At 22.0% G+C, this 26,194-nt stretch carries 34 protein-coding genes; 3 read left to right on the top strand and 31 right to left on the bottom strand.

Annotation, left to right across the window (positions count from 1 at the left end; translation table 4 throughout):
• Nucleotides 1-68: 68 nt before the first annotated feature.
• Together AACK92_RS02820 and AACK92_RS02815 are read right to left on the bottom strand one after the other, a co-directional pair.
• The gene (locus AACK92_RS02820) at nt 69-581 is read right to left on the bottom strand and encodes a hypothetical protein (RefSeq protein ID WP_339021709.1); all 513 of its coding nucleotides are present in this window, start codon (nt 579-581) and stop codon (nt 69-71) included.
• A gap of 59 nt (nt 582-640) precedes the next feature.
• Nucleotides 641-1,330, bottom strand: a complete 690-nt coding sequence (locus tag AACK92_RS02815; RefSeq protein ID WP_339021708.1) for a hypothetical protein — start codon at nt 1,328-1,330, stop codon at nt 641-643.
• 395 nt (nt 1,331-1,725) lie between these two features.
• Here AACK92_RS02815 and AACK92_RS02810 point away from each other — a divergent pair, with 395 nt between their 5' ends.
• Together AACK92_RS02810 and AACK92_RS02805 are read left to right on the top strand one after the other, a co-directional pair.
• Entirely contained in the window at nt 1,726-2,010 is a 285-nt protein-coding gene (locus tag AACK92_RS02810) for a hypothetical protein (protein WP_339021707.1), read from the top strand.
• Between the two features lie 121 nt (nt 2,011-2,131).
• Nucleotides 2,132-2,761, top strand: a complete 630-nt coding sequence (locus tag AACK92_RS02805) for a DDE-type integrase/transposase/recombinase (protein ID WP_339021705.1) — start codon at nt 2,132-2,134, stop codon at nt 2,759-2,761.
• A 43-nt stretch (nt 2,762-2,804) separates the two neighbouring features.
• Here AACK92_RS02805 and AACK92_RS02800 read toward each other — a convergent pair whose 3' ends face one another.
• The 4 genes from AACK92_RS02800 to AACK92_RS02785 form a co-directional block, all read right to left on the bottom strand.
• Nucleotides 2,805-4,181 carry a hypothetical protein gene (locus AACK92_RS02800; protein ID WP_339021704.1) on the bottom strand — a complete coding sequence of 459 codons (1,377 nt, stop codon included), beginning with the start codon at nt 4,179-4,181 and terminating at the stop codon, nt 2,805-2,807.
• A 21-nt stretch (nt 4,182-4,202) separates the two neighbouring features.
• On the bottom strand, nt 4,203-4,436 hold the full coding sequence (locus tag AACK92_RS02795) for a hypothetical protein (protein WP_339021702.1): 234 nt from the start codon (nt 4,434-4,436) through the stop codon (nt 4,203-4,205).
• A 45-nt stretch (nt 4,437-4,481) separates the two neighbouring features.
• The gene (locus AACK92_RS02790) at nt 4,482-4,583 is read right to left on the bottom strand and encodes a lipoprotein (RefSeq protein ID WP_339021700.1); all 102 of its coding nucleotides are present in this window, start codon (nt 4,581-4,583) and stop codon (nt 4,482-4,484) included.
• An 809-nt stretch (nt 4,584-5,392) separates the two neighbouring features.
• Complete coding sequence (locus tag AACK92_RS02785) at nt 5,393-6,085, bottom strand: hypothetical protein (protein WP_339021699.1); 693 nt, start codon at nt 6,083-6,085, stop codon at nt 5,393-5,395.
• Between the two features lie 70 nt (nt 6,086-6,155).
• On the opposite strand from AACK92_RS02785, the gene AACK92_RS02780 reads away from it, so the two are divergent.
• A complete protein-coding gene (locus AACK92_RS02780; RefSeq protein WP_339021698.1) occupies nt 6,156-6,851 on the top strand; it encodes a hypothetical protein in 696 nt (231 codons plus the stop codon).
• 9 nt (nt 6,852-6,860) lie between these two features.
• Here the strand turns inward: AACK92_RS02780 and AACK92_RS02775 are convergent, their stop codons facing one another.
• The 25 genes from AACK92_RS02775 to AACK92_RS02655 all read right to left on the bottom strand — a co-directional run bounded on the left by AACK92_RS02775 (nt 6,861) and on the right by AACK92_RS02655 (nt 25,927).
• Nucleotides 6,861-6,989, bottom strand: coding sequence for a hypothetical protein (locus AACK92_RS02775; protein WP_339021696.1), 129 nt, complete (start codon nt 6,987-6,989; stop codon nt 6,861-6,863).
• Nucleotides 6,990-7,004: 15 nt separating this feature from the next.
• A complete protein-coding gene (locus AACK92_RS02770; RefSeq protein ID WP_339021694.1) occupies nt 7,005-7,193 on the bottom strand; it encodes a hypothetical protein in 189 nt (62 codons plus the stop codon).
• Between the two features lie 39 nt (nt 7,194-7,232).
• The gene (locus tag AACK92_RS02765; RefSeq protein ID WP_339021693.1) at nt 7,233-7,910 is read right to left on the bottom strand and encodes a M3 family metallopeptidase; all 678 of its coding nucleotides are present in this window, start codon (nt 7,908-7,910) and stop codon (nt 7,233-7,235) included.
• Nucleotides 7,911-7,980: 70 nt separating this feature from the next.
• Entirely contained in the window at nt 7,981-8,697 is a 717-nt protein-coding gene (locus AACK92_RS02760) for a DDE-type integrase/transposase/recombinase (RefSeq protein ID WP_339021692.1), read from the bottom strand.
• Nucleotides 8,698-8,754: 57 nt separating this feature from the next.
• On the bottom strand, nt 8,755-9,114 hold the full coding sequence (locus tag AACK92_RS02755; protein WP_339021691.1) for a transposase: 360 nt from the start codon (nt 9,112-9,114) through the stop codon (nt 8,755-8,757).
• A gap of 60 nt (nt 9,115-9,174) precedes the next feature.
• The gene (locus tag AACK92_RS02750) at nt 9,175-10,836 is read right to left on the bottom strand and encodes a hypothetical protein (protein WP_339021690.1); all 1,662 of its coding nucleotides are present in this window, start codon (nt 10,834-10,836) and stop codon (nt 9,175-9,177) included.
• 447 nt (nt 10,837-11,283) lie between these two features.
• A complete protein-coding gene (locus AACK92_RS02745; RefSeq protein ID WP_339021689.1) occupies nt 11,284-11,934 on the bottom strand; it encodes a hypothetical protein in 651 nt (216 codons plus the stop codon).
• A gap of 20 nt (nt 11,935-11,954) precedes the next feature.
• Entirely contained in the window at nt 11,955-14,015 is a 2,061-nt protein-coding gene (locus AACK92_RS02740; protein WP_339021688.1) for a hypothetical protein, read from the bottom strand.
• A gap of 181 nt (nt 14,016-14,196) precedes the next feature.
• The gene (locus tag AACK92_RS02735; RefSeq protein WP_339021687.1) at nt 14,197-14,559 is read right to left on the bottom strand and encodes a hypothetical protein; all 363 of its coding nucleotides are present in this window, start codon (nt 14,557-14,559) and stop codon (nt 14,197-14,199) included.
• A gap of 547 nt (nt 14,560-15,106) precedes the next feature.
• Nucleotides 15,107-15,238: a hypothetical protein gene (locus AACK92_RS02730; RefSeq protein WP_339021686.1), complete on the bottom strand. Its 132-nt coding sequence runs from the start codon at nt 15,236-15,238 to the stop codon at nt 15,107-15,109.
• 24 nt (nt 15,239-15,262) lie between these two features.
• Nucleotides 15,263-15,487, bottom strand: coding sequence for a hypothetical protein (locus AACK92_RS02725; protein WP_339021684.1), 225 nt, complete (start codon nt 15,485-15,487; stop codon nt 15,263-15,265).
• A gap of 66 nt (nt 15,488-15,553) precedes the next feature.
• Nucleotides 15,554-15,859 carry a hypothetical protein gene (locus tag AACK92_RS02720; protein WP_422397873.1) on the bottom strand — a complete coding sequence of 102 codons (306 nt, stop codon included), beginning with the start codon at nt 15,857-15,859 and terminating at the stop codon, nt 15,554-15,556.
• A 24-nt stretch (nt 15,860-15,883) separates the two neighbouring features.
• Nucleotides 15,884-16,279: a hypothetical protein gene (locus tag AACK92_RS02715; RefSeq protein ID WP_339021683.1), complete on the bottom strand. Its 396-nt coding sequence runs from the start codon at nt 16,277-16,279 to the stop codon at nt 15,884-15,886.
• A gap of 39 nt (nt 16,280-16,318) precedes the next feature.
• A complete protein-coding gene (locus AACK92_RS02710) occupies nt 16,319-16,411 on the bottom strand; it encodes a lipoprotein (RefSeq protein WP_339021682.1) in 93 nt (30 codons plus the stop codon).
• Between the two features lie 151 nt (nt 16,412-16,562).
• On the bottom strand, nt 16,563-18,074 hold the full coding sequence (locus AACK92_RS02705) for a sulfite exporter TauE/SafE family protein (RefSeq protein ID WP_339021681.1): 1,512 nt from the start codon (nt 18,072-18,074) through the stop codon (nt 16,563-16,565).
• A gap of 151 nt (nt 18,075-18,225) precedes the next feature.
• A complete protein-coding gene (locus AACK92_RS02700; RefSeq protein ID WP_339021679.1) occupies nt 18,226-18,600 on the bottom strand; it encodes a RidA family protein in 375 nt (124 codons plus the stop codon).
• A 1-nt stretch (nt 18,601) separates the two neighbouring features.
• Nucleotides 18,602-19,843 (bottom strand): threonine ammonia-lyase, encoded by a 1,242-nt coding sequence (gene ilvA, locus AACK92_RS02695; RefSeq protein WP_339021678.1) that lies wholly within the window; start codon nt 19,841-19,843, stop codon nt 18,602-18,604.
• A 127-nt stretch (nt 19,844-19,970) separates the two neighbouring features.
• Entirely contained in the window at nt 19,971-20,501 is a 531-nt protein-coding gene (locus AACK92_RS02690) for a hypothetical protein (RefSeq protein WP_339021677.1), read from the bottom strand.
• Nucleotides 20,502-20,693: 192 nt separating this feature from the next.
• Nucleotides 20,694-20,942 (bottom strand): hypothetical protein, encoded by a 249-nt coding sequence (locus AACK92_RS02685; RefSeq protein WP_339021676.1) that lies wholly within the window; start codon nt 20,940-20,942, stop codon nt 20,694-20,696.
• 111 nt (nt 20,943-21,053) lie between these two features.
• Nucleotides 21,054-21,815: a hypothetical protein gene (locus tag AACK92_RS02680; protein WP_339021674.1), complete on the bottom strand. Its 762-nt coding sequence runs from the start codon at nt 21,813-21,815 to the stop codon at nt 21,054-21,056.
• A 145-nt stretch (nt 21,816-21,960) separates the two neighbouring features.
• Nucleotides 21,961-23,124: a glycoside hydrolase family 1 protein gene (locus AACK92_RS02675; protein ID WP_339021751.1), complete on the bottom strand. Its 1,164-nt coding sequence runs from the start codon at nt 23,122-23,124 to the stop codon at nt 21,961-21,963.
• Nucleotides 23,125-23,133: 9 nt separating this feature from the next.
• Complete coding sequence (locus AACK92_RS02670; RefSeq protein ID WP_339021673.1) at nt 23,134-23,331, bottom strand: hypothetical protein; 198 nt, start codon at nt 23,329-23,331, stop codon at nt 23,134-23,136.
• Nucleotides 23,332-23,347: 16 nt separating this feature from the next.
• Complete coding sequence (locus AACK92_RS02665) at nt 23,348-24,259, bottom strand: ROK family protein (protein ID WP_339021750.1); 912 nt, start codon at nt 24,257-24,259, stop codon at nt 23,348-23,350.
• 255 nt (nt 24,260-24,514) lie between these two features.
• Nucleotides 24,515-25,066 (bottom strand): lipoprotein, encoded by a 552-nt coding sequence (locus AACK92_RS02660; protein WP_339021672.1) that lies wholly within the window; start codon nt 25,064-25,066, stop codon nt 24,515-24,517.
• A 504-nt stretch (nt 25,067-25,570) separates the two neighbouring features.
• Nucleotides 25,571-25,927 (bottom strand): lipoprotein, encoded by a 357-nt coding sequence (locus tag AACK92_RS02655; protein WP_339021671.1) that lies wholly within the window; start codon nt 25,925-25,927, stop codon nt 25,571-25,573.
• Between the last annotated feature and the right edge of the window lie 267 nt (nt 25,928-26,194).

Below are 26,194 nucleotides of genomic sequence, written 5' to 3'. Positions count from 1 at the left end.
GTTAACTCTTCTTGTGATTCTCTTGATTTTTTAGCTCATCTTAATTTAATTTAACTTAATGATGAAACTTATAAATCAATATCATTAATAAAATCCATTCCAGCAATATTAGGATTTAATTCTTTTATTTTTTCAATAATTGTTGTTGATTTAATATTTTTTATTTTTCCAAGTTCTTTATTTTTAATTAATCCACTTAAACTTGTGATTTTAAAATTAAAATCAAAAGTTCCTGTATAATTTTCTACAGTTATTTTTATTTTTTTCAAAGTTAAAGCTTTAATATATATTTTTTTATCTTTTAATATTGGATTAACTTCTCTTATTTTTTTAGTTAATCCCTGCTCATTTATATCTGATATAGATCCTAAATTTGAATTTAAATTTAAAACATCTATACTTTGATAACCCTGATTACTTTCTTTAACATCTTCTCCAACTTTTTTTGCTTCATCTTCATTTAGGTTTGGTTTGTATTGTTCTAAACTTCTAACAAATCCCTTTACAACTAGCATACTAGGTGCTAATACTGCACAAAAACCAATTGCACAAACCCCTGATAAAATAAGTAATTTTTTCATAATTTACACTCTTTCTTAATTTTTTTAAAAATAAATAAGAACAATTCTTATTTTAAAAATTAAGCAAGTGGAATAACAATTTTCTTTTTAATTATTAATAAAATTTTATTTTTCATAAATACGTAATTAAAAAATACAAAATAATTAATAAAAAAATTAAATACTTTTTTAATTTGATTAATTAGTTTTATTTTTACTTTTCTAAAAATTAGTCTAATTGATTTTATAATAAAAAGTGAAGCATCAAAAATAAAGAAATTAATTGGTTCAAAATCAATTAATAAATTTCTTTTTTTAAGTATTTTATAGCAAATAGCCATTATTAACAAACTTATGATTAGAATAAAGTTTATTGAAAATAATACTAAAATAGTTATTAACTGATCATTATTTCTTCCATTTATCTCTTTATTCGTAAAAAAGAAAACTGTAAAGAATATAATTAGAGGAACTATTACTAAAATAAGCTTTAAAAGAAAAATACATCTAGTTCTCTTTTTATAAAGTTTTATAAAACTAAATCAATCTATTTTTTTATTTTTAATAGTAATAAGAATTGATAAAAAATTTACAAATAAATACATTAATAAACAAATTAAAAAAAAGTTATTAATTAACATTTTATTTGCAAATAAAAAAGAATTACTTTTATAATTTAATAAAAATAATATATAAACTAAAATTAAAGCATAAGATACAAGCAAAGAAAAAAATTGTTTTTGATTAAATAATTTAATTTTTGAAAACATTTCTTTCTCAACTCCTAGTGTTTAATAATTTTTAAGATTTTAACACAAAAATAGTGTTTATAATGCTATTTTTATTTATAATTATACTTATAAATTCTTTTTAAAATTATAAATATTTTAGTATTTTATAATTTTAATTTATATTTTTCTAGTTTTTTTTACTAAGTAACCCCATTCTAGCAACCAGATATATTTTCTTATTTAAAATAAAGCACTTAGTAATTTCTTAATTCTTTTTCTTTTTTTAAAGAATTTTATAAAAAAAATAAGTAAGAAGGTTCCCCCTATAGAGGGGATGTTTTTTTTTATCATTTTTTATTTATTCTAATTCTAGACTGAGTTGAAAAAAGTAGGCATTAAAATTTATGTAAAATATTTAAAAGGAAGAAAAAAATATGGCAAAACTTGGTCAAAAATTTAGTAAATATAGTGAAGAATTTAAAGTAAATGTAATACTTTATGCAAATGAAAACGGTGTAACAAAAGCTTATAAAAAATATAAAGTGCCAATGGGAACAATTGGAACCTGACAATCAATCTATAGAACAGATAATAATTTATGCATTAATACAAAATCTAAAGAAGATAAATCAGAATTAGAAAATTTGAAGGAGAAATATGAATCCTTAAAAAAGTCTTTAACCTCATGAGAAATTACATGTCTAAAGAGGAAAAAATAGATTTGATTATATAAAATACGATATTTTAAAAGTATTTAATGATAATAGAAAGTAATTTGGATATAGACAAGTTTCAAAAGAACTATCTCATAAATATTCAACATATATAATTCGAAAAGTAATGCGAGAAAATAAAATTATAGCTAGATTTGCTAAAAATCAATTAAAAAAAGCAAATAAAAGAAAACTACAAAATTCAAATGTAGAATATCAAGATCTTGTTCAAAGAAAATATAGTGCTGTCAAAGAAAAATACAAAATTTTATATACAGATATTACTTATTTAATTTGAAAAGGAAAGAAAGCTTATAAATCAACAATAATTGATAGATTCATAAAAGAAGTTATTTCATCAGATATTTCTTATAGAATGTCTGCAAAATTTGTAATTGCTACTTTAAAAAGAGCAATTAATGTTATTAAAAAAATAAAAGATCCGAGTGGAATAATTATTCACTCAGATCATGGAGTTCAATACACAAGCAAAACGTGAAAAACTGTTTGTGATTCGAACAATTTAATTATATCAATGGGAGCGAAAAAAACATGTGCAGATAATATTGTTATTGAAAGTTATCATTCATTATTTAAAAAAGGAACAATTCATAATAATAAATATGAATTACTTGAACATTATATAACTGATGTTATTGAATGAGATAAATGATATAACTCCAGAAAATCTCAAAATAGTTTTTTAAATATAGAATGAAAAAATAAAGATGTCTTTTATGGCACAATAACTATATAAATTAAAAAATAGGCATATTTATGCCTACTCACTTTACCTTTCCTTAAAATATAATCTTACTACTATCATAATTAGTTTTAAAATAAATATTCATTTCTACTATTCCAAATAAACTAAATGTCAAATAATTAATATTTGCAAAAAAATAATTTGGACTATCATATAATCTAAAGAATCCATTAGTTTCAGATGATCTAAATAATAAGTTATTAAATATAAAGTCATCAGCTTTATCAGTATTTACTAAATATAAAATATTAGAACTTTTAAAAACATTTCTTGTCATATCCAATAAACTCAAACTTTTCTCTAGCTCTATAAAATAAAACTGTTGATAATCCTGCAAGATACTATTTACTTCTTTAACGCTTTTATCTTCTGCAATTGCATTATTTCCTATATATTTTCAAATACTATCTCTTTTTTTATAATTCATATTAAATAAAAATTTTTTATTATCTGCTACTTGAGGAGCTCAAAGTTGTTTATAAATACCAAATAATTTCAATGATAAATCTATAAAACTATCACTAATCTCATCATTTTCTCCATTCATTGAATAAGAAATTGCCAACTTAAAATCAGGTAACTTATGCATATAAGAATTTTGTCCTTCTCCAATTCTAATAACCGGACCAACAAAATCAGCATAACCCATAGCCACTGCTAAATCATAGTAACTATCAGTTACCTTATAATTTTCAACTTCCACAGAACTTAAAAATTTATTTAAAAACTCATCTTGAGCAGAACTATATTTCACTCTATTTTTCTGCAAAGCTCTTGAATTAAATACTACTTTCAAAGTTTCTCTTATTAGCCCTTCATCACCTAAAAGAATTTTTGATATAGTTTCTGTATATTGACCTTCTTTTAACTTTATAGCATTTTCTTTATCAAAATTGTTCATAATCAAATACTCTTTATTCTCTGCTAAAAAATCATTTGATCTATATATACTTCTTTTACTATAACTAATATCTAATGTTGGAAAAGCAACTTTAAAATACTTATCTTTAAGTAACTTCAATAAAGCCTGATGAAAATCTTCACTATTATTATAATATTTTTTTAATTGAACATTTGAATTTACATAAGCTTCATAATCTTGTTTTTCTCCTTTAATATCACTTCACTTAAAATTCACATACTTTTGTGTTTCTTGTGAAATAAACATATCCTTTGCAATATTTTTATACATTGCCTCTCCTACTTTTTTAAACGACTCACTTTCTGTTGAAGTATACTTCAATGTTCCTGATTGTTTAAATTTCTCAACATCATTAAGTCCTTTATAATTAGTCACAATATTATAATCAACTACCACATTACCTATATAAATTCCCTCAACCACTTCTCCTGAATTTATTTCAAAATTATCATTAAAAAGCAACTCAACATGTTCAAAAACCGAATACACCTCATCTAAAATAATTTTATATTAATTAACCTTTTTTAACTCATTTAACTTCTGTTTTAACAATTTAATTTGAAATAATTTCTCAACATCACTAGTCAACTCTTTTTTGTGTTCAACTGTTAATTTATTCTCTAATTTTGAGAATTTCTGAATATTTTCTTTATTTAAAAATTTATAATCATTCTTTAAATCTTCTACAGTAATCAAATTACTTGCAACCTCTTTTTCATAATGTTGTGTTCATATCTTTGTCACATCCTTTTCAAAATTTCGAACAACCTGAGCAATATCTTTTTTAGATTATTCTGGTTTCTTCTCAGATTTTGCACCACACGCAATCACACTAATAGTTGATGAAGCAACAACCCCTACTGTTGCCAATACACTTAATAACTTTTTCATATTTTCCTCCTTTTTTAAGATCTTTAAAAAGTAAATAAACAATTCAAATTGATATCAATGATTATATAAAAAAAAAAAAAAAAGCAATAAACATCGAAAAATAAATTTTAAAATTTTAGACTTAGTTGAAAAAAATAGGCATTAAAGATTTATGTAAAATATTTAAAAAGAGGAAAATAAATATGGCAAAACTTAGTCTAAATTTTTAAAAATATAATGAAGAGTTTAAAGTAAATATAATACTTTATGCAATTGAAAATTGTCTAACAAAAGCTTATAAAAAATATAATGTTTCAATCGAAATAATGGAAATTTAACAATCAATATATAGAAAAGATAATAATCTATACATTAATACAAAATATAAACAAGATAAATCTGAAATAAATCATTTAAAGGAGAAATATGAATCCTTAAAAAAATCTTTAGCCTCATTAGAAGTTACATTTTTAAAGAGAAAAAAATAGATTTCATTAAATCAAGTGACTATAAAACAATAATTAAGGAACTACTTGAATTATTAAATTTAAAAAAATAAATTGAAATAAATATAAAAATTATTATTTTATAAATAAAAAAATAAATTTAATTATATAAAATACAATATTTTAAAAGTATTTAATGATAATAGAAAGCAATTAGGATATAGGCAAATTTAAAAAGAACTGTCTCATAAATATTAAAATAGTTTTTTAAATATAGAATAAAAAAATAAGGATATATTTTATGGGACAATAATTATATAAATAAAAAAATAAATATAAATGCGCCTACTCACTTGAACTTACTTTATATTAATATAAAACTCTCTAATTTTTTAATAAAATTGCAAAGCTAGATAAAATAGATATTCTTTTAAGAATATTAAATATATTTCAATATTCTTGTGAATTAGGTTCAAAAATATTATGAATTTTACTATTATTTAATTGTTTTTCTTCTATACTTTCTAAAATTAATTCTGAACATTTTTCAGTATTTTCAAAGTTACTTGAGTTTTCAAATAAATGTAAAATATTATTTATCTTTTCATTAAAAAATAAATCCTTTTCAATATTTTTTATCTCTTTATAATAATTTGTAATAATATTTTTAATATCATTTAAACATTCATTAATTTTCAATATTTTTTTACCTTTTTTTAAATTATCATAACTAATTTTAATTCATCTATCTAATAATTTTGATATTTGAAAAATTGAAATTATATTAGGTCAAAACTTATGTCTATCAATTATTTGATTTTTATTCAAATTTAATAATATATTTCAATAATCATTATAATAAAAAGCAATTAAATCTTTGCCTTCATTAAATTTATCTAAATATTGCATTTTATTAAAGAAATTAAAGATTTTTAAAAAATCCTTATCTAATAAATTATAGTGATTCATTAGTTTTAATTGTTCATCTAATAAAATTTGAATTGTATGAACAGCAGGTTCAAAAAAATTAAATACTTCTTCAATTTCTTCTTTTTTAAACTCATATTTACCCAACATAAAAGTATTCCTTTTCTTTATATATTATTAATATATAATAAAAATATCAATTTATAGAAAGTTTGATAAAATGATTAATAATTTTAAACCTTTTAAAATAAGTGAAAATGATATTAATAATTTAAAAAATGTTAATCCATATTGAGATAGAAACGTTAATAAAAATGTTAAAAAACTAAGAATTTGATTAATTAAATTTAATAAAAATATGGAAAGCTTTAAAATTGAATATACAAATGATTACAATAAATATATTGTTTTTTTTCAACAAATAGAAAATTATTTAAATTTTTATAATCAAAAATTTAAATTAATAAATACTAATTTAAGATTATTATCAAAATTTCATAAATTAATTGTAGACTATGTTTCTATATTGGGATGAGCAAAGTCAATTGAATTAATTTGTAATTATTTTAGTGATATAGAAAAAAAAGATATTAGCAAAAAACAAAAATATGGATTAGAATTAATTAATAATTGTATTATTAAATATTTTGAAATATATAAAAAAGAAATTGTAAAAATTGTAAAAAAAGATGAATATATAGATTTGCTATGAGAAAAGATTTTTTTAAATAAAGAAACAATTACAATTATAGATTTTATTGCTCGAGAAATTATGAAATATTGTAAAATGTTAAAGAAAAAAAATAAAATAACTGAAAAGAATTTTATAGATGTTAGTGTTTTATCAATTGAAATAATAGTATTTACAAATACTATCATTCAATATTATTCAAGATTCTTATCTAATGTATATTAAAAAACAACTTTAATTAAAGTTGTTTTTTAATAATATTTTTTTAAATTCTATAACTAAATTATTTACTTCCTCAATTATTTCTTTATAAGAGTTTTCATCTTTAGTGTTAAAACCATATTTTTTAAATAATTCAGTCACTTCTAAATTTCCACCTTATTTAAGAAAATTAATTACTTGATTTGGATTATTTGTTTTCTTAAAATCAGAGTAAAGTTTAAATGAAACAGCAATAGAAACTGCATACTTATAAATATAAAATGGTTGATCAAAAAAATGAGAAACAGATATTCAACTTGTTTTATAACTTTCATCATTAAACTTATCTAAAATTGATTTGCCCAAAATTTTTCTAATAGTTTCTTTTAAAATTTCATAAATTTTTTAAAGTGTTAATATTTCTCCATTTTCACTTGCTTCATAACATTGAAACTCAAACTCTGCATCAGCAACAGCAGAAAAGAAATTATTAAAAATAAATTCAATTCTATTTTGAATTAATTTTAATTTTCTATTTTCATTTTTCTCATTTTTTAATAAATAATCAAATAATAAATGCTCATTAAATGTTGAAGCTACTTCTGCAATCATATTTGAAAAACTATTTAATGGTTTAGGTTGATTTTGTTTTGAAAATAAATTATGAACAGCATGACCTATTTCGTGTGCAAGTGTTGAAATAGAATCTATATCACTTGTAAAATTCATTGATATAAGCGAATCATAACTATAAATATTTACAGTAAAAGCTCCTGTAGATTTATTTTTATCTTCAAAGTAATCAATTTTATTATCTGATCAATAATATTCTAAATTAGTAATATATTCTTGTCCTAAAACTTTTAATGAATTTCTGATTATGTTTTTTGCATCTTCTACTAAATAATTTACTTTTTCGTTCTTTCCAAGTTCTAAATTACAATGAGTTCCATAAAATTTTTCTAATTTTAAATAATCTTTTATAATTTGATAATAACTATAAAAAACTACACTGAGTTTAAAAAAGTAATCATTAATTAAAAAAAACCATTCGTTAGATTTATAATATCATATAAATTTCAAACTAACGTAAAAAATTACAAAACCTGGTTTTATTTTTATTTACAATGTTTTTTACCATTTAATAAGTTTTTTAATAAATTCTGTAGCTATTTTCTAGATTCTTATATTGTATATATAATTCATTTCATTCTTCAACATCTTTTCAATATTCTTCAATAGACTCATAATTATTATTATGTATAGTACCTTTCTTCAAATGTGAATGAAAAATTTCAATTATTACATTATCTGCACATGTATATGCGTTTCCTTTTGATATAATTAAATTGGTACTTTTACATTTTTCTATGAAGAGTTTTGAAAAGTATTGAAGTCCGTTATCCGAATGAATTATCACTTCATTTGGATTTTTTGTTTTTTTCAATGCATCTTTTAAATTAGAAATTACTAAATTTGTATCTTCTTTCATACTTAATTTATAATCAATAATATTTAAAGAATAAGCATCTATAATTGTAGATTGGTAAAATTTTTTACCTTTATAAGCATGTACACTGATATCTGTATATCAACATTGATTTTCTGCAGTCCATTTATTAAATTGACGATTAACATGGTCAATTGACTTAAATCTTGGATTATTTTTAATGCTTGCTCTTCTTTTCATTCTACGTTCTGCTCTTATTGCATATTTCGATTTTAATTTTCCAAATTTCATAATTCTTTTAACTTTAGTTTCTGATGCTTTTGTATTTATTAATATTCATAAATATTTAGCTATTCTTCGATAACCAAATTGGCATCTTGATCATATAAATACTTGTTGAACTTTTTCAAGAAATTTCATATCTTTTTTAAACTGTTTTGCTTCTGTAAATTTAAAATTTCTGTACTTTTATCAACTTTATCTTTTGACTTTAAGTGCTTCAAGTAATAAATTAATCTTATATTTTTTTCTTCATTTTTTAATGACTTCAATTTTTTTTCTTATTTTTTCATTACAGAAGCAAGAGACTTTTTCCATAAGTTCACACTTATTTTTTCAAAATTCAAGTAAATCTTCTTCATTACCTGGTTGTCTTCCAGATTTAGTATTTAATTTTCCAAATTTATAACTTCTTATTCAAGATTCAATAGTATTTCTATTAATTCCAAATTTAATAGCTATTGTTCTGACTTTTTCATTTTCTTTTAAACATTCTTCTACAATAGATAATCTAAACTCTTTACTATATTTATTAAATTTTTGTCCTAATTTTGCCATAATATCACCTCACAAAAAAATTCTTATTTAAATAAGAATCTTATGTTTATTATACTATTTTTAACAATTAAACAACCTATACCTAAAAAAACTTAAAGCATGTTCAGCTGCATTAATTGCATCTAATTTATTTTTTTTAGGCCTTTCATCTCTTAAATTTTTTTCAAGATGATTTTTACATCTAAATAATTGATCATATAAATAACCATGTGGCTTTATTAATATGTTTTCCCCATTAATATTTTGATAAACTACTAAATCATCAGAAAAAAATAATTTATTTTCTGAAAGTAATCTTTTTCACATGTAATGTCTATCTGCAATGCTTCATCCATATTTACCAGTAGATTTAAAAATACTAAATCCTTCTAAATTTTCTTTAATATAGCCAAAATCAGTTTCTAGAATTAATTTAATAAAATCTTTTACTGTTCTTGAATCTTGACCAATTTTAAATTTAGTATTTTCTTCAAAAGGTAATTTATTTATTGAACACATATACTTTTTAGAAATTTGAACAATGTTTTCGCTAATAGATTTAACTTTTAAAGTCATATCTTTAAATTTTTTAGTAGATATAGAATACTCATCTAAAATATAAACTGTATCTATAAAATCATCTTTAAATTCAAATCCTAAAAAAATTGTAATTGCATCATCACCATAAGTTGAACCATCAGCATAATCACATCCAATTGTTATTTCATCAAATCAAAATCTATTTTCTTTTTTTCAAAAAAATTCTTCTTTATTAAAAAAATGAGCATTTTGAACTAAATCTTTTCGATAAGAGTAAGTTTCTAAACTTCCTTCGTGTTCACCACCCATAAATAATGATTCATAGTGTTCTGGAAACTTTTCTTTAATTCCTTCTGCAAATTCTAGTAATTTTGGATTTAAATTATGTTCGTTAATTGCTGTTGTACCTCTTACAACTGTTGCTCCAACATTCATATATTCTGGATCTTCATCATATATCATTGCATTTTTTTCTAATGTTAATTTTCTCTCTTCATTTAAAGGTACAATGGCAGTTACAAATAATTGATAAATAATATGATTAACATCATGATTATTAAAACCAAAAATTACTAAATGCTTTTTATAAATTCATCATTCTTTAAATTTAAGTTCTTCATAAATTTCTAAACTTGTTGTTAAGTTCTGATCACGTACAATTTGAGTTAGCATATTTATTAATTGATAAATATAAGCTTCCTCATCTAAAATTGTTTCTTTAATAGGAATTACCTCATCAATTGCAAACATTCCTCATTCACCAACTTCAGCAGGAACACCTTCTCAGTTTGAAGTATTGTCAAAACCTACTATATTTATTATCCTTTTATTAGGTCAAATAAAATCACATCTATTATCTGAATCATGTTTTTTAATTTCTCTATTTTCAATAGCTTCTTTTATGGTTACACCATATTTGCAAAGTTCGTTTATTACTTTAGATAATGTTTTTGTATAACTTGTTCTTGCTGATTTATATGTGTATTTTGAAAGAATTACATTATAGTCTTCAAAATTACAAACATAAAATAAAGCTAACAAACAAATTAAATAAGACTTTCCAAAACCTTTTGCTCCACACAATACCATAAATAATGACTTTGTTGTAAATGGTTTTTTAAGCTTATCTAAAAATACTTTATACAAAACATCTATAGAAAAATTATAATTATTTTTTGTAGGCATTAAATCTTTATATTTCATTTATTACTTTTCCAATTCTAAATATATACATAGCAAAAAATAAAAATAAGTCAATTAATTAATTGAATTATTTTTATTTTAGAATGAAGGTAATAAAATGAATAATTCATCTAATGAAGAATTAATTAATTGACTTATAAGAGTTATTTTGAAATTACTGCATGAAAATGCTATTTTAAAAAGTTAACTATAAACAAGTATTTCTACTTGTTTTTTTCTAAAAATTTTGGGCGAAGGTTTTATGCGGAAAAAAATTTGTTGCGGCCGCATTCAAAGTTTATATAGATTCTATAATTCCAGTACACCGGTACTGTTGTAAGGCTACACCCGTACCTATGATACATATATTCTATAATACTTTTAAATAGGAGTCAACCAAATCTTTTTTTCGCGCAAAACCTGAGCCCGGAACATTATAAAAAAGATTAAATAAAAAGAATAGCTATGCTATTCTTCTATAATTTCTATATGTATTTTCAAATTTCATAAAAATTGATCGTGAAAATATTTTAAATCACCTTTGGTTTGTAAATGTTCTTCTATTTTTCCATCAATATACTCTATTTTAATAAAAATATTTTCTTTTTGTTTTTTTAAAAAAACCTGATTAACCAATTTAGGATTTAAAGCAAAACTTTCTTTACTTTTATAATCTTTTTCTCAAAATCCTCCATCTGGTCTTCTTTTTTCAAACCTAGCTCCCCATACTGGCATTCATTCATCATAATGTGTTGGATCAAAACCAATCAATGATTTTATATATTTAGCATATTCTTCTGGTGGTCCAATTCAATATGTGTTATCTGTATTATTAATAGTGCCATCTTTAAAATAAAATTTTATCTGAGTTCTATCTTTATTGTAACTAGCATCTTCTAATGTATATTTTTCAACCTTAGTTTTATCTAATACAATAATTAAACAATCAGCATATATTATAGGTTTTCAAAAACTTAAACTATTATTATATACCTCTTCTTGTAATCTATAAATTTTTACCATGTTGTTTTTCTCCTCACATCCAATTGTATTTTTAATAGCAACAACTCCGGGTATTAAACCAGAAAATGCTGTTAATAAACTTAAAGCTTTTTTCATAAAATGTCTCCTTATTTCTTTTATAATATCAAATTTATAAAAGAAATAGTAGAGTTGGTTTTATCAAATAAATCTAAATCTAAATTTATATTATTTTTATTTTGATCAACTAAAGTTATTCTTCACAATCCAGCTCCAAAAAAACTAGATAATTTAATTTCACCAATATTTATATTTAAGTTATTTTCAAATATAAATTTACCATTATTTGCTACTTTAGAGTTGGCTAGTGGATTAAAATCAATTATGCCATTACCATATTCATTTTTTAAAATTTCAATGTTTTTTTCAATATTTGAAAAAGTTTTTACTTGATATTTTGAATATTCGCCATTGGCAGTTTGCTGATCAAGAGGCATACTGCTTGGTATTGAAGCAGTTTCTATATTATTTCTCATTTCAGGAAAGGCATAATGGTTGTATTCTAATTTATGAACTGTATTCTTAGAAATACTTTTATTTATTGGTTCAAAATCTTTTTCTTTAAAATTAAAGTAATTAGATTTTAACTTAACATAAATATCTTTATACTCAACAAATCTTTTTGGATTATCAAGTTTATTTTGCAGTTCAAAATAATAAGGCAATAATATTTTATAATCATCATTATCTCCTTTATTAATTGAAAAATTACTTTTAATGTAACCTGATAACATTGCCATACAATTTTCAATTCTTTTAACTTTAGTTAAATTTGCATTAACTTCATCTTGGTTAATTCTCTTTCAACTCAATCATAAATTTGTAGTTACTGCATATCTGTCTTGACCTGCATATTTTTGACTTAATTTATATATATCTTCGTATTTTATTTGTTCAATTCATTTCCCATCTTTATTTTTCATTTCTGTTGCACCTTCAAATTCATAATCTTTTCAAAACGATTCAGTTAACATTGTCTTTAAAGTATCAAAACCACTTGTTGATTTATTAACATCTTTGCTAAAAGTATTTGCATCACATGAAACAACTTCTAAATGTAATTTAGTTCCAGGACTTCCTGATGGTTTATCTGGTGCATCAATTGGTGAAACAGTAACTTTTAAAGGAAATTCTGTTCTATTAAAACTAATAAGCTTACTATAATCATATCCTTCACTTATTCATGTTAAACCAGTTCAATGTCCTTTTTCTAAATAACCATGGTATGTATAATCTGTAGATTCAACATTAGTAATAAAAGCTGAACTTTTTTTACTCTCATCACCTAAATGTAAGAAATCTTGTAAACTAAACGACTCATTGTATTTAATTCCTTTTCCATGATTTTGATTGTCCAGGAAGGCAAATATATCTTTTAAAGGTATAATTTGATCACTTGATCAATAATCAACTAACGATAATACAGGTTCAGTTTGAAAAGGAAAACACAATTTGGGATAAATTTCAGTTCCTTCACTAGCTATTAAATTTGGAAATCTTCCATCTTCATCAACAACCTTTATATTACCAATTAAAGTACCTTTGGGACTAGTAACATGTATTTCACTAATTTTGTTTGTTACAGGCTCTGAAATAACTATTCTAATGGGTGCTGTTCTAAAACTTGATGAAAATTCTTCTAAAGATGAAAAACTCATTTGTATTCCTGAACCATCAATATCAGGAGTTATAACCTTTCCAATATATTGTTTAAGACTTTTAAAGTTATCTTCTGTTATTTTTTCTTTAGTTAATAAATACAAAAAACTAGTATCTACTTCACTAATTTCATTTGTTCTAAATGAAATAGTATCACTTACTCTCATTAATTGTTCAGTTGGATTAACTGGATCATAAGTTTCAGTTAAATCATAGTCATCTTCATTTGAAGATAAATAACCATTAATTTTTATTACATTTTTAGGCATTGTTGCCATAATAGTAATTTTATCTTTAGCTATTCTTAAACCATCAGTTACTGTTTTTCCTCTTAGAGTATATAAAGGGTAAATATAAAATTTTCTTACTTCTTCTTGTGAATATAATAAATCTTCAATATTTTCATTTTTTCGATATTTTTGCTTCGAAGTAAAACTTTCTTCATAATCATCAAAGTCTTCTAGTTCATTATTAAAATAGTCAAATTGTTTATTTTCCATTACTAAATTCTCCTTCATTTAATTTATTGTTTTTGTTTAAATTTGCAATTATGTTACTTACATTTTTTTGTGTATTTAAATTTAGATCTAAATCTATTGTTATAGTTGATAAATCAACACTAGGTCATTCTTCTTTAAATAAATATAAAAAATAGACCCAAATAGTCTTTTTTTTTTTTTTTTAATTAATGATTACTTTTTTAAACTCAGTGTAAACTTTAGAGTTTTTAGAAGTAAAATTTAGTAAGTTTAAAAAATCTTGAAAAGAGAAATCATCATCATCAAAAAAATTCTCTTTGAAAATTTTCATTCCAATAATTTGAGCGGATTCAATTTCCTCTTTTATAATTGATTCAAAAATTTTTGCAAAACTATGTTTTTTAATATAATTATTTTCATTATATTTTAAACTACATAAAGCTCTTAATTCTTGATCTTTTATTGGATCAGAGTGAGAAAATAAATCTGAAAGTCATTTTTGATTTACTATATATTTTTGACCTTTATATTTTAGTACTTTTTCTTCATTATCTTTAAATTTCATTATTTCATACATTTCATAAATTATTGAACTTGAATTAGATACTTTAGAAATTAATTCTCTTTGTTTTTGAGGAAGTAAATACTTTATATGTTTAAAAAAATCTTTATAACTTTTTGAATAATATTTTAATTTGTCATCACTTTGTAATCACTCTATTACTTGTTTTTCACCAATATTTTTAATTTCCTCACTTATTCATGAAAACTGACCATCAAATTGTTGTATTTTTTTATTATAAATTGATTCTAGATTAATTAATCTTTTATTCTTTTGTTCAACATATAAAAGTTTTAAAAAATGATTTATTTTTTAAATGTAACTGTCAACTATTATCGAATCTTTTAATAAACCAATAAAGCCTGCTTTTGTATTTAAACTATTTTTATATTTCAATAGTTGTTTATTTTTTTCAATATATAATTAAAGTTCATTAAAAAATTCCTCATCGGTTTTGTAAAGCTCAATTAAATTTCACTTATATTTACTTTCAGCTTCTTTTCTTTTCACTTATATCACCTAACATAATTTATATACTAAATAATAAGAACTATTTACTTTTATTTTCTTTTCCATGAGTTTCATTAAATCATGATTCATAAGATCATTTTTTTCAATTAACTACTTGATTATTTATTGTTAAAGTTCCTTCATAAGCATCAAAATTTACAGCTCACGTCATAAGACCTTTTGTATAAATTCCATCTTAAGCTAATCACTGATATGATTTTTTAATTGACTGTTCAGTTGCAGCACCTCTACCTGCTAATTCATTTGTTGAATCTCCTAAAACAAATCTATCAGGATTTATTAAATAAAAATCATTGCTTTTACTATAAGTTGTTGTCATATATTTTGTCATCAAATAATAAAATTCTGCTCTATGTTCTTGATCATCATTTATTATAGTACTTAGATATGGTAAATTCAATTTTTTAGCTTCTTTTTGTTCAACATAAGGCCCAAAACCTCAACCATTATAAAATTGAGGATTAATTTAATTATAATATTTATCTAATTGCTTTAAAAATGGAATATAGCTTCCTCCACTTGCTTCTGTGCTATTTTTTAAATATGGCATTTCTGGAGCCATAGTTATAATAAAGTTAGAATTAGCATCTTTAATTTCTTTTAAAGCATCAATTGTTACTTGTTGACTGATTCTGTCAGACAAACAACTACCTTCTCAATCAATATCAAGTCCATCAAAACCATATTCATTAATAACTGAAATAATAGTTCTTTTTAATTCATCTTTCTGATCAATTCTAAATCTCATTTCACTTCCAGTAGCACCACCCATTGAAATAAGAACTTTTTTTCCTTTTTAATGTAATAGTTTAATTCCTTGTTTTACTTCATTTGCATTAACAGGTTCATAAACTGGCATAACATATGCTGATTTTGAATATAAGAAAGAAACATCAATTACATTATAATTTGTATTTGCAAGTTGATCAAAACTAGGTTTTACTTGTCCTGCTCCCCCTCAATCATAATAATATCCTACTAAAACTTTATCTATTTGTTCTGTATTTTTTTTATCACTTATAGCAAAATTAACTGTAACACTACCAATATAATAATTATCATTTTTGCTTGTAATAACAGCACTTATTTTTGTTATATTAGTTACTTGAACATACTCTGTTTTTAAATTATTATTTTTTAATTTAACTGCTTTTAAAATAGTACTTTCAGAATTATTTTGAATTTCTCTCAACTGTTTATCTAAAATAACATTTGATAAATTTGTTTTACTTTAATTATTTTCAGTAATTTTACAAGAAATTACAACATTTGAAGTTGTAATTTCTAATATTATTGTAGATATTAAACTTAAAAGTTTTTTCATTTGTTTTACCTCTTTTTTTATAATAACATATTTTATTATGAAAAAAGGTTTTTAAAACTAACTTAATAAAAATTATTTTTAAGAAAATTGATTTTTAGATTAAATAAAATAAAAAAACTCACATTATTTTAAATGGAGTTTTTATAAAAACTTAGTTTCATTTATGAAGTTTTATTTGATTTGATTGTAAAGATTTTTCAATACTTTCTAAGTTTATATCTTTAATCATAGAAATATCTTTTAACTCATCTTCAATTTTTTTCATAGAATCTTGTTCTTCAAAAAAATTCTTATAAGTTTTTTCTACTGGTTTTTCTTTATCATTTTCTTTAATTAATTTTATAAATTTTAGCATTAACATTGTTGAAGCATAAAACATAACAATAATAGCAAATCATTTTAAATATCAAGTAAATGTTGACATTTCAATACCTGCTCCACCTTGTATACCAACAAATACTGTACAAAATGCTATAAGTGTACCAATAACTCCACCTATCATTAATCCATAACTTACTTTTGGACAATAATCATTATTTTTATGAAAAGTTCAAGCAGTTGTTGGCATTGAGAAACCTGCAGCACAAGTCATAATTGGAAAAGCAGCAACAACATTCATTCCTAACAAAGAAATTACTGCCAAAGCTGGTGCATAAAGACCAATACCAAAACTTTGAAGTCCTCCAATTACAAAGAAACTAATAGCTCCTACATAAATTTTTCAACCATGTAATCCACTTGGTAAATCTTTTGAATTTTCAACATTTCCAATAACTTTAAATTGAGCTAACATCATTAATATCCCTGCTATTGCAAGACAAAATGATACAAGAATTGCAACAAAAGCTTTATTTACTTTATTAACAAGTTTGGCTCCTACAAACGCTCCAAGCATTGCTGCACCAATTAGAGATATTAAAGTAGCTAATTCAACTTCAATTGCGCTTACAAATAAACTTCCTGCAAATAAATTTGGAATAACCAATCCTATATTTAAAGTACCTGGTAGTTTTTTTATATTTTTAACAGAATCAGTAGCGTTTAAAAGTGCAACTGTTACTGCAAAACTTCCAACACCAATAGTATCTGTAAAACTTCCAACTCCACCAATTGCTGAAACTACAAATAGATTTTCTTGTTTATCTAAGAATAGTCTTTTGATTGTAAATATTGACATAAAGGCAAGAAAACCTAATATTAAAATACAACCAATTATTACTGTTATGAAAGCAATCATATGATCTAAGTCTTTTAAATCAAATTCCTTACCATTGTTGGCTTTTTTAAAGTAATATAAATAATTTAGTAATAAAGCTGAAAAAAGAAATAAAGGTATCATAATTATTCCTATTAATTTAATTACTTTTGAAGATATACTTTTTTTATAAATAGCATAATTATTTTTAACTAATTTAATTTTTTGTTTTTTTTCAGAATCTGATATTGCTTCAGTTTTTATTTTTTCGATTTCATCTTTATACTCTTTTTTTAACTCTGTATAATTAATTTTATCTCTTAATTCATTTCCTTTATTATAAGCATCAAGAGATAGTGAATAAGCATAATCTAAAATTGTATTAACTTTAGTATTATATTTTTTTACTATTTCTTTTAATTTGCTTTTTATTTTTAAATATTCTTCTTTAGAAATTAATTTTTTCATATATCTTTCTCTTAAAAATTTCAGTTCACTTTTATAGAAATGATTAATATTATTTTTAATTTCACTATATTTATACAAAAGATCTGTATTTTTACTTAAATATAATTCATTTTCTTGAACAAAGCTTAAGGCTTCTTTTTGTTTCAATTATTTATTTAAAAGCAATTGCTTCTATTTCTACTAAACCATTTTTAGGAAGTTCTTTAACTGCAAAAGTACTCCTTGCTGGTTTATGTTCTTCAAAAAATGAACTATATATTTCATTAACAACACTAAAGTCATTAATATCTTTTAATAAAATAGTAACTTTTGCTACATTATTTTTTTTATATCCTGCTTCACTTAAAATACTTTTTATATTCTTAAGTGACTGTACAGTTTGATCATGAATATTTTCTTTTAATTGCATAGTTTTTGGATCTAGTCCTAACTGACCTGAAATAAACAAGGTTCTGTTTTCTAAAAGAACAGCTTGTGAATAAGGTCCGATTGCTCTAGGAGCTTTTTCAGTTTTTATGTATTTCATTTTATTTAATTATCTCCTTAATAAATTCTTTTCCCATCACTTCATAGCCAATTTCTTCTAAATCATTAACTATTAATTTTAATTCCTCTTTTGTATTAATGTCACAAACAACTTTTATAATTTCTCTATTAATTTCTAGTTTATTATCATTTTGTGAATCACTTATTCTATGAATTTGTACATATCTTTTTGAAAAAATACTTGTGATTTTTAATAAATGATCTTTTGAAATCGGTGCATTTATTTTTAAAATAACTCTTCTGTGTTGAGCAATTAAAGCTCTATTTGCAATATTTATAAATGATGTAACATCAATATTTCCACCAGTTAATAAACAAACCACTTTTTTATTTGTAATATTTAACTTATTAAATAATATAGCTGCACATGTAACTGCTCCTGCACCCTCAGCAACAATTTTACAATTTTCAAATAAAAATAAAATGGTTTCAGCAACTTCTTGCTCAGAAACTAGTACAACATCATCTACATATTTATTGAATAAATTAAAAGTGATATCTCCTGTTTCTTTTACTGCAATTCCATCAGCAATAGATAGCTTACTTGCTACAGTATGAGGTTTTCCTGTTTTTCTTGCTTGAAAATACGAAGGTACATTTTCAGATTCTACTCCAATTAATTTAACTTTTGGATTAACTTGTTTAATATATGCTGATATTCCAGAAAGAATTCCTCCTCCTCCAACTGGAACAAGAACATAATCAACATCTTTTACTTGATCTAAAATTTCAATTCCTAATGATCCTTGCCCCATAATAACATCTAAATCATTAAAGGCATGAACTAAGGTTTTTTTGGTTTCTTTTACAATCTCTGTTGCTTTTGCTTGAGCATCATCAAAAAAGTTACCATGTAAGATTACATTTACTCCATAATTTTTTGTTGCATTAATTTTTGCAAGTGGTGCTGTTTCTGGCATAACAATTGTTGCAGGACAATTCAATAAGTTTGATGCATAAGCAACTCCTTGTGAATGATTTCCTGCACTTGCAGCAACAACTCCTTTATTTAATTCTTCTTTACTTATAGACATCATTTTTGATAAAGCTCCTCTTATTTTAAAAGAACCTGCTTTTTGTAAATTTTCTAATTTTACATATACTTGATTACCGCTAAGTATACTTAATTTATTTGCATATATCATAGGGGTTATATTTATGTGATTTTTAATTTTTTCATATCTTTCTTCAATTTTCTCTTTTGGTAAATTATATTTTTCCATTTATAACATTCCTTTCTTTTAGAAATATAAAATTATATATTTAACTATTATTGTATTATAAAAAAAAAAAAAAAAGTCTATGAATTTCAAAATTTTTAGAAAATATTTCCATTAAAAAGAAAAAATATTATATACTAAAAACTATTTTAAAATAATCTAGTACTATACTAATATCTAAATTTTTAGGTTTTAATTTATTTGAATCATTTAAACACATAAATTTTTCTTTATATCATTGTAATAAACTATTATATTTATTTAAATTAAATTTTATATCTTTTAAACTACTATTTTCATGATATTTTACAGCTATATTAAACCATTTTAATTTTGTATTATAAGGTTCAAATTCTTTTAAATCTCATTGAACAATACATTCAAGAATTAAAAAATAATCAGTTTTTTGCTCTATAAAAGTACTATTTAATGCATAATTTGAATGAAAAGTATTTACATAATGATCTCTTTTTTTCATTTCTTCATTTCATTTAAATACAATTAAATTAAAATAATTTCTTCTCATATCTAAAAAAGGTTGCATAGCCTTATTTTTTAAATCTAAATTTAAGCAGTAATCATGCATTCCAAATTCTTTTCTTAAAGTAGTTAAAGATAAATCTGGAGCATATTCATAAAGTTCATAAGGTATTATTCTCATATATTTTAACTTCTTTCATATCTTATTTGTTTTAATAAAATAATAATAATAATAATAATAATTGTTTTATTAAAACTTTAAATTTTTAAATCTACATTTTCTATAATAGCAAAAATAACGATAAATTCAATTTTTATTTAAAAAATAAAAAAAACTTTCAAATAAAATTATTTAAAAGTTTTAAATTACTAATTATTTTTTAATTAAAAGATCTAATTTTTCATTAATTTCTTTTAAAATTTCTAATAATGGTTTTTCAAAGTTATCAATTCTTCCTGAATTTACACCTTGTCTACCAGATCTTCCACCATTGTCTCTACCACGACCACCAAATCTTGAGCCGCGATCTCCACTATGATTAGATCCACCAGATCTTCCACCATCTCTTGATCCATTTTCACTTCTTGAACGTCTAAAGTTTTCTTTGTTATCAAATTCCATATGTTTTTACTGCCTTTCTATTTAAGTCTTTTAAAGGCAATAAATTATACGCTATCAAAAGATGTGTCTAACACCCTTATATTATATAGTAATAATTAAGTTTAAAATTACTTATTTATTTATTTTTTGATAAAAATTTTTAGTAATAACTTTATTATTTATAAAGTTATATAAAAAACTAAATCCTACAAGTAATCCTGTTATTGCAAAAAAAGCAATAAAGAATCATCCATATCCAGGAATTCCCCCTGGTCCTGTGTGATGAACATCTAAGAAGAAATAAGGATAAAGTAAATTTCTTACTACCTCTTTATAATATAAATCAGAAGAAGTATTATATCTTAACTCTCCTCTAATCATGGCAAAAATACAATAAATTAAAACCATCATAAATTGTATTCAGAATTTTTTTATAAAAAATTGTTTTAAATTAACTTGTTCTTTATTTCTCATAAATAAATTTACATATAAAATAAAGGCAATTGGAACTATTGCATGATCAATTAAAGTAACAAAAATTGAAAATGGATGAGTTGGAAAACCCTGAACTGGAATTAAAATAGCATTATAAACAATTAAAGTAACAGTAATCATAGTTGAAATTGAATTTGCTGTTGTATAACTTAGTAATTTAGTTTTTCCTTCATTTTTGTGATTAATTGCAGCATATAAAAATCAAGCTTGAACAAAAACATTTGATAATAAAGTAAAAGTTGTAAAATAATCTATTGTATATATTTCATAATTTCCACTATATGTACTGTTAATTTCTTTTGCTGTTACTATATTTCAAATATAGTAAGAAAAAATAGTAAAAAATGATAATAACCCAAAAAAGTATTTATATGTCAATTGAAAGTTGAAAGATTTCATTTTTTCACTCCTTTATTTCATTATCATATAGATATAAAAATATTTTATCTACAAAAATCCTTTTATTTTAATAAAAAGATTTTTTATATTTTATATAAAAAATCTATATTATTGATATTTTTATTAATAAGAGTTTGAAATTTAATTATTGAGATTTTAATTTAATAAGCTCAGAAATATATATTCCAGATTTTTTAATAAATGTTTTTTTATTTTCTAAATCATATTCTACAATACCATATCTATTTTTAAAAGCATTTGCTCAACTTCAACAATCTATAAAAGTTCACAATGAATAGCCAAAACAATTTGAACCTTGGTCAATAGCTATTTTTAAAAATTGTAAATGTTCTTCAATAAATTCAATTCTATAATCATCATTTATGATTACTTCAATTTTAAATTTCTCTTCATTTTCTACACCCATACCATTTTCACTTATCATTCAAGCAAAATTGTCATACTCATTTTTAATTAACATTGCCAAATCATAAAGTCCCTGAGGATATATTTCTCATCCTCGATGAGGATTAATTCTTCTTTTTGGTCATTCATAATAATCATAAAATGATAAAGGCATAATTTTTTCTTCTATTTTTTTAGTTTCTTTAGCTTTAACTCTTGAAGGTTGATAATAATTCAAAGCAATATAGTCAATCTTTGCTTTTTTTATTTCTTCAAACTCTTCTAAAAAATATTGTGGAATTAAATCATATTGTTTTAAGAAATTTTCTAATTGCTTAGTTAAAGTTCCCTTTAAAATTAAATTTAATTGAAAATAAACAAATATCATATTTCTAAATTCAGCTGCTTGTAAATCTGCTTTATTTTGTGATCTTGGATATGCAGGATTAATACTTACAATAATTGTAATTTTTTTATTAGGATAAATTGTTTTAAAGTAATTAACAGTTTTAGAGTGAGCTACCATTAAATTAAAATAAACTTGAATAGATCTTTTAAAATCTTGTACTTTTGGGAAATGAAATCCATATAAATACTGACATTCAACATTTGCTGAAGGTTCATTAAATGTTGCTCATTCATCAACAATATCTCCAAACAATCCAAAACACTTTTTAGCATATTTTAAATAAAGTTCTATTGTATTTTTGTTTTCCCATCCCCCATTTTTGAAAATTTCATAAGGTGTATCAAAATGATGAAGATTGACAATTAACTTAATTTTTCTTTTCTTAATTTCTTTAAAATAATTTAAATAAAATTCATATGCATCTTTGTTTACACTACATTTTTCAAAATTATAAATTAATCTTGATCATTGAATAGAAATTCTATATGTTTCTAAACCTATTTGTTATAATCACTTTAACTTCTCTTTATAAGTATCATAAAATTCACAAGTTAAATCTGGACCTTGTTGATTAAAAAAATCTTTTGGATTATTTTTAAATCAATAATCCATTATATTTTTATGAACTTTATTCTTATTTCCTTCTGTTTGAGGACCTGAAAGAGAAACTCCAATTTCAAATTTTTTATCAAACTTAATCATATACTTGTCCCATTTACTAACTTTCTAAGTTATTTTTTGAATATTCAACAACTCCAATTATTCCTGCATCATTTTGTAATTTTGCAAGTCTTAAATCTAATAAATCACAATAAGGTTTTAAAATTTTATTTTTAATTTGTTTTTCTATTATTTTTAAAATATAATCTCCAAGTTTTGAAACTCCCCCACCAATTACTATTACATCAAAATCAAACATATGTATCATTACTGCCATATGATCTGTTAAAGGTAAAAAACTTTCATAAAAAATATTATAAATTTGTTGATTACCACTCAATATTTCTTTTCTTAAATCTTTTATTGAAATTTTATCTTTTTTTAGCAACTCTTTGTCTTTTAACATTAAATCGTTTTTTCTTTCATTTAAAATTCTTTCAATATTTTGAGCTCCAGATACAGCTTCAACACATCCTCCAAGACCACATTTACAATCTCTTATATTTTGAAACCCTCCACCATGAACTTCTCCAACAATTACAGTGTTATTGCCCAAATATAATTTTTTATTTATAATTGTTCCTGAACCAATTCCAGTACCAATTGTATACATTAAAACATTTGGTTTTTCCATTTTTAAACCATGTACATATTCCCCATATACTGCTGCTTTAGCATCATTTAAAATTGCAATTTTCTTATTTTTAAATATTTTTTTAGCTTCTTGTAATACAGGATAATTTTCTCATCCTAAATTAATAGATGTTGCATTTCCTGTTTTAAAAATTATTCCAGGTATTGTCAAAGAAACTGATAAAATATCATCATAATTTATGTTTTCTTTTTCTAAACTTATATTGATTTGTTTAAAAATAAACTCGATAATATCTTTTTTTGGTGTATCCAACTTATTTTTATAAATAAATTCACTATCTTTTATAAATGCATATTTAATATGTGTGCCACCAATATCTACTCCTATCCTTATTCGACTAATAAATATCTCCTTATATCTTTATTTTAACTAAATTAATTATATATATTTAAAAAATAATTAAATATGGAGTATTATTCCAAAATAACTTAGTAAATATATATTTATTATTTTATAAAAATAATTAGAAAATTTTAATACAAATTAAAAAATTTTTATTATAATAAAAAAACTAAAATAAAAAAAATACTAATATTTTTAAAAATATTAGTACTAATAAAAATTTTTTAATTATTTATCATCTAAAAAATTAACTTTATATTTATACTGTTGAGTTGCCTTAACTAGTCCACTAATTGGTCTACTTTTATTTTCATCTCATTTTAGATTAGAATTATCTAATTTTATTAAATATAATACACCAAATGTATCACCTTTTTTATCACTAAATGAAAAAGCGTAAGTTATTAATGATTCCTCTGTTAAATTATCAAAAATTTTTGAAGTTTCATTAAATAAATCTTTTAATTTAGATTCTTTTTTAAATTCTAAAAAAGTACCTTTAAATGCTGATATTTTATAATCTGGATATTTTTCTGGATCTGCAGAGGTTTCTAAAGAATCTTTATAGTCATTTTTTAATTTATTATTTTCATCAACTGATATTGGTGTTTTATCTTCTAAAAATGCATTTTCTAATAAATCTTGAACTACCATTTTATTTGTTTTATCAGATGCTAATGTTAAATCTTTAATCTTGTCTTTAGAATTACATGATATAACTGTTATTGATGCTGTTGCAACAAAACTAGTTGTAGCAAAAATACTTAATAATTTTTTCATATTTTTCTCCTCTATAAATAAAAAATTAAAGCAAATAAGTAATGTAAATTAAGTTGTCCTTAATAATTATATATAAAAAACATAAAAGTGATATATTAAATCAAATATAAGTTGCATAACTTAAGAATAAAAAATAGAAAATACATTTTTTATATAATTATACTTTTATTGTACTTTTTTAACATTTAAGAAAAATAAAGATAATAATTCACTTAGAACATAAAATTCAATTTACAAGTAAATTTTGACAATTCGACAATATGGTTATATTAATGAGATTAATATATTGTTACACAGATAATATAATTATTAAAAATATTATTTTAAATTAAAGAATATACAATTTATAATAAAAATTATATATATCTAGATTATCTATTAAACGATTTAGCCAATTTTGTATCTTAATATAATTAAAAAAGCTCAGAAATTTTATCTAAGCTCTATTTTGAATAATTTTAGTAAAATGATCACATCTGATTTAAAAAATTAATAATAACTTTTTTAATCATTACTTGCTTTAAATTTAACTGTAAAAGATTTATTATTTATTTTATTTCCAGTAATTGTTAAAATGTAATCTTTTACTTCAGATGTTTTAGAAACAGTAATTGTTATTTTTTTATCTCGAACTTTTGTTGTTACTTTATTTTCAATTTCACCTGTAATTTTAATACCTTCTAAATCACTTACTGATGTAATATTAATTTCACCAGTTTTTCCTTGTTCAACTTCAATTTCTTCTTTATTTAAAGTCACTCCTTTTGATTTAAGATCTTCAAATAATTTACATGAAACAGCTGTTGCACTTGTAGTTGCAACTAAACCTGTAGTTGCTAATAAACTTAATAATTTTTTCATTTTTTCTCCTCATAAACATAATTTAAATTTTTTTTAAAGACAATTCAAGTTGTTATTAGTTATGATAAAAAAAAAAAAAAAATCAATGGTTTTTAGTAATACTTTTTTACTTGATTAATTTTAATAAATATTTTAAATTGTAAATATCAGATAATAACAATATAAGTATCAAAATTAAAGACCAAAAGTTTAATTTATATACAAATAAACAAAAAATGAAATAACTAAATATGCAAAATCTTATGAACTCATTGCTACTTCACTAAA

Origin of the sequence: Spiroplasma endosymbiont of Atherix ibis, from assembly GCF_964020005.1 — a bacterium.
GTDB lineage: Bacteria > Bacillota_I > Bacilli_A > Mycoplasmatales > Mycoplasmataceae > Spiroplasma_A.
The sequence above is the reverse complement of the archived record's forward strand: the minus strand, read 5'-3'. Positions and strand labels throughout refer to the sequence as shown.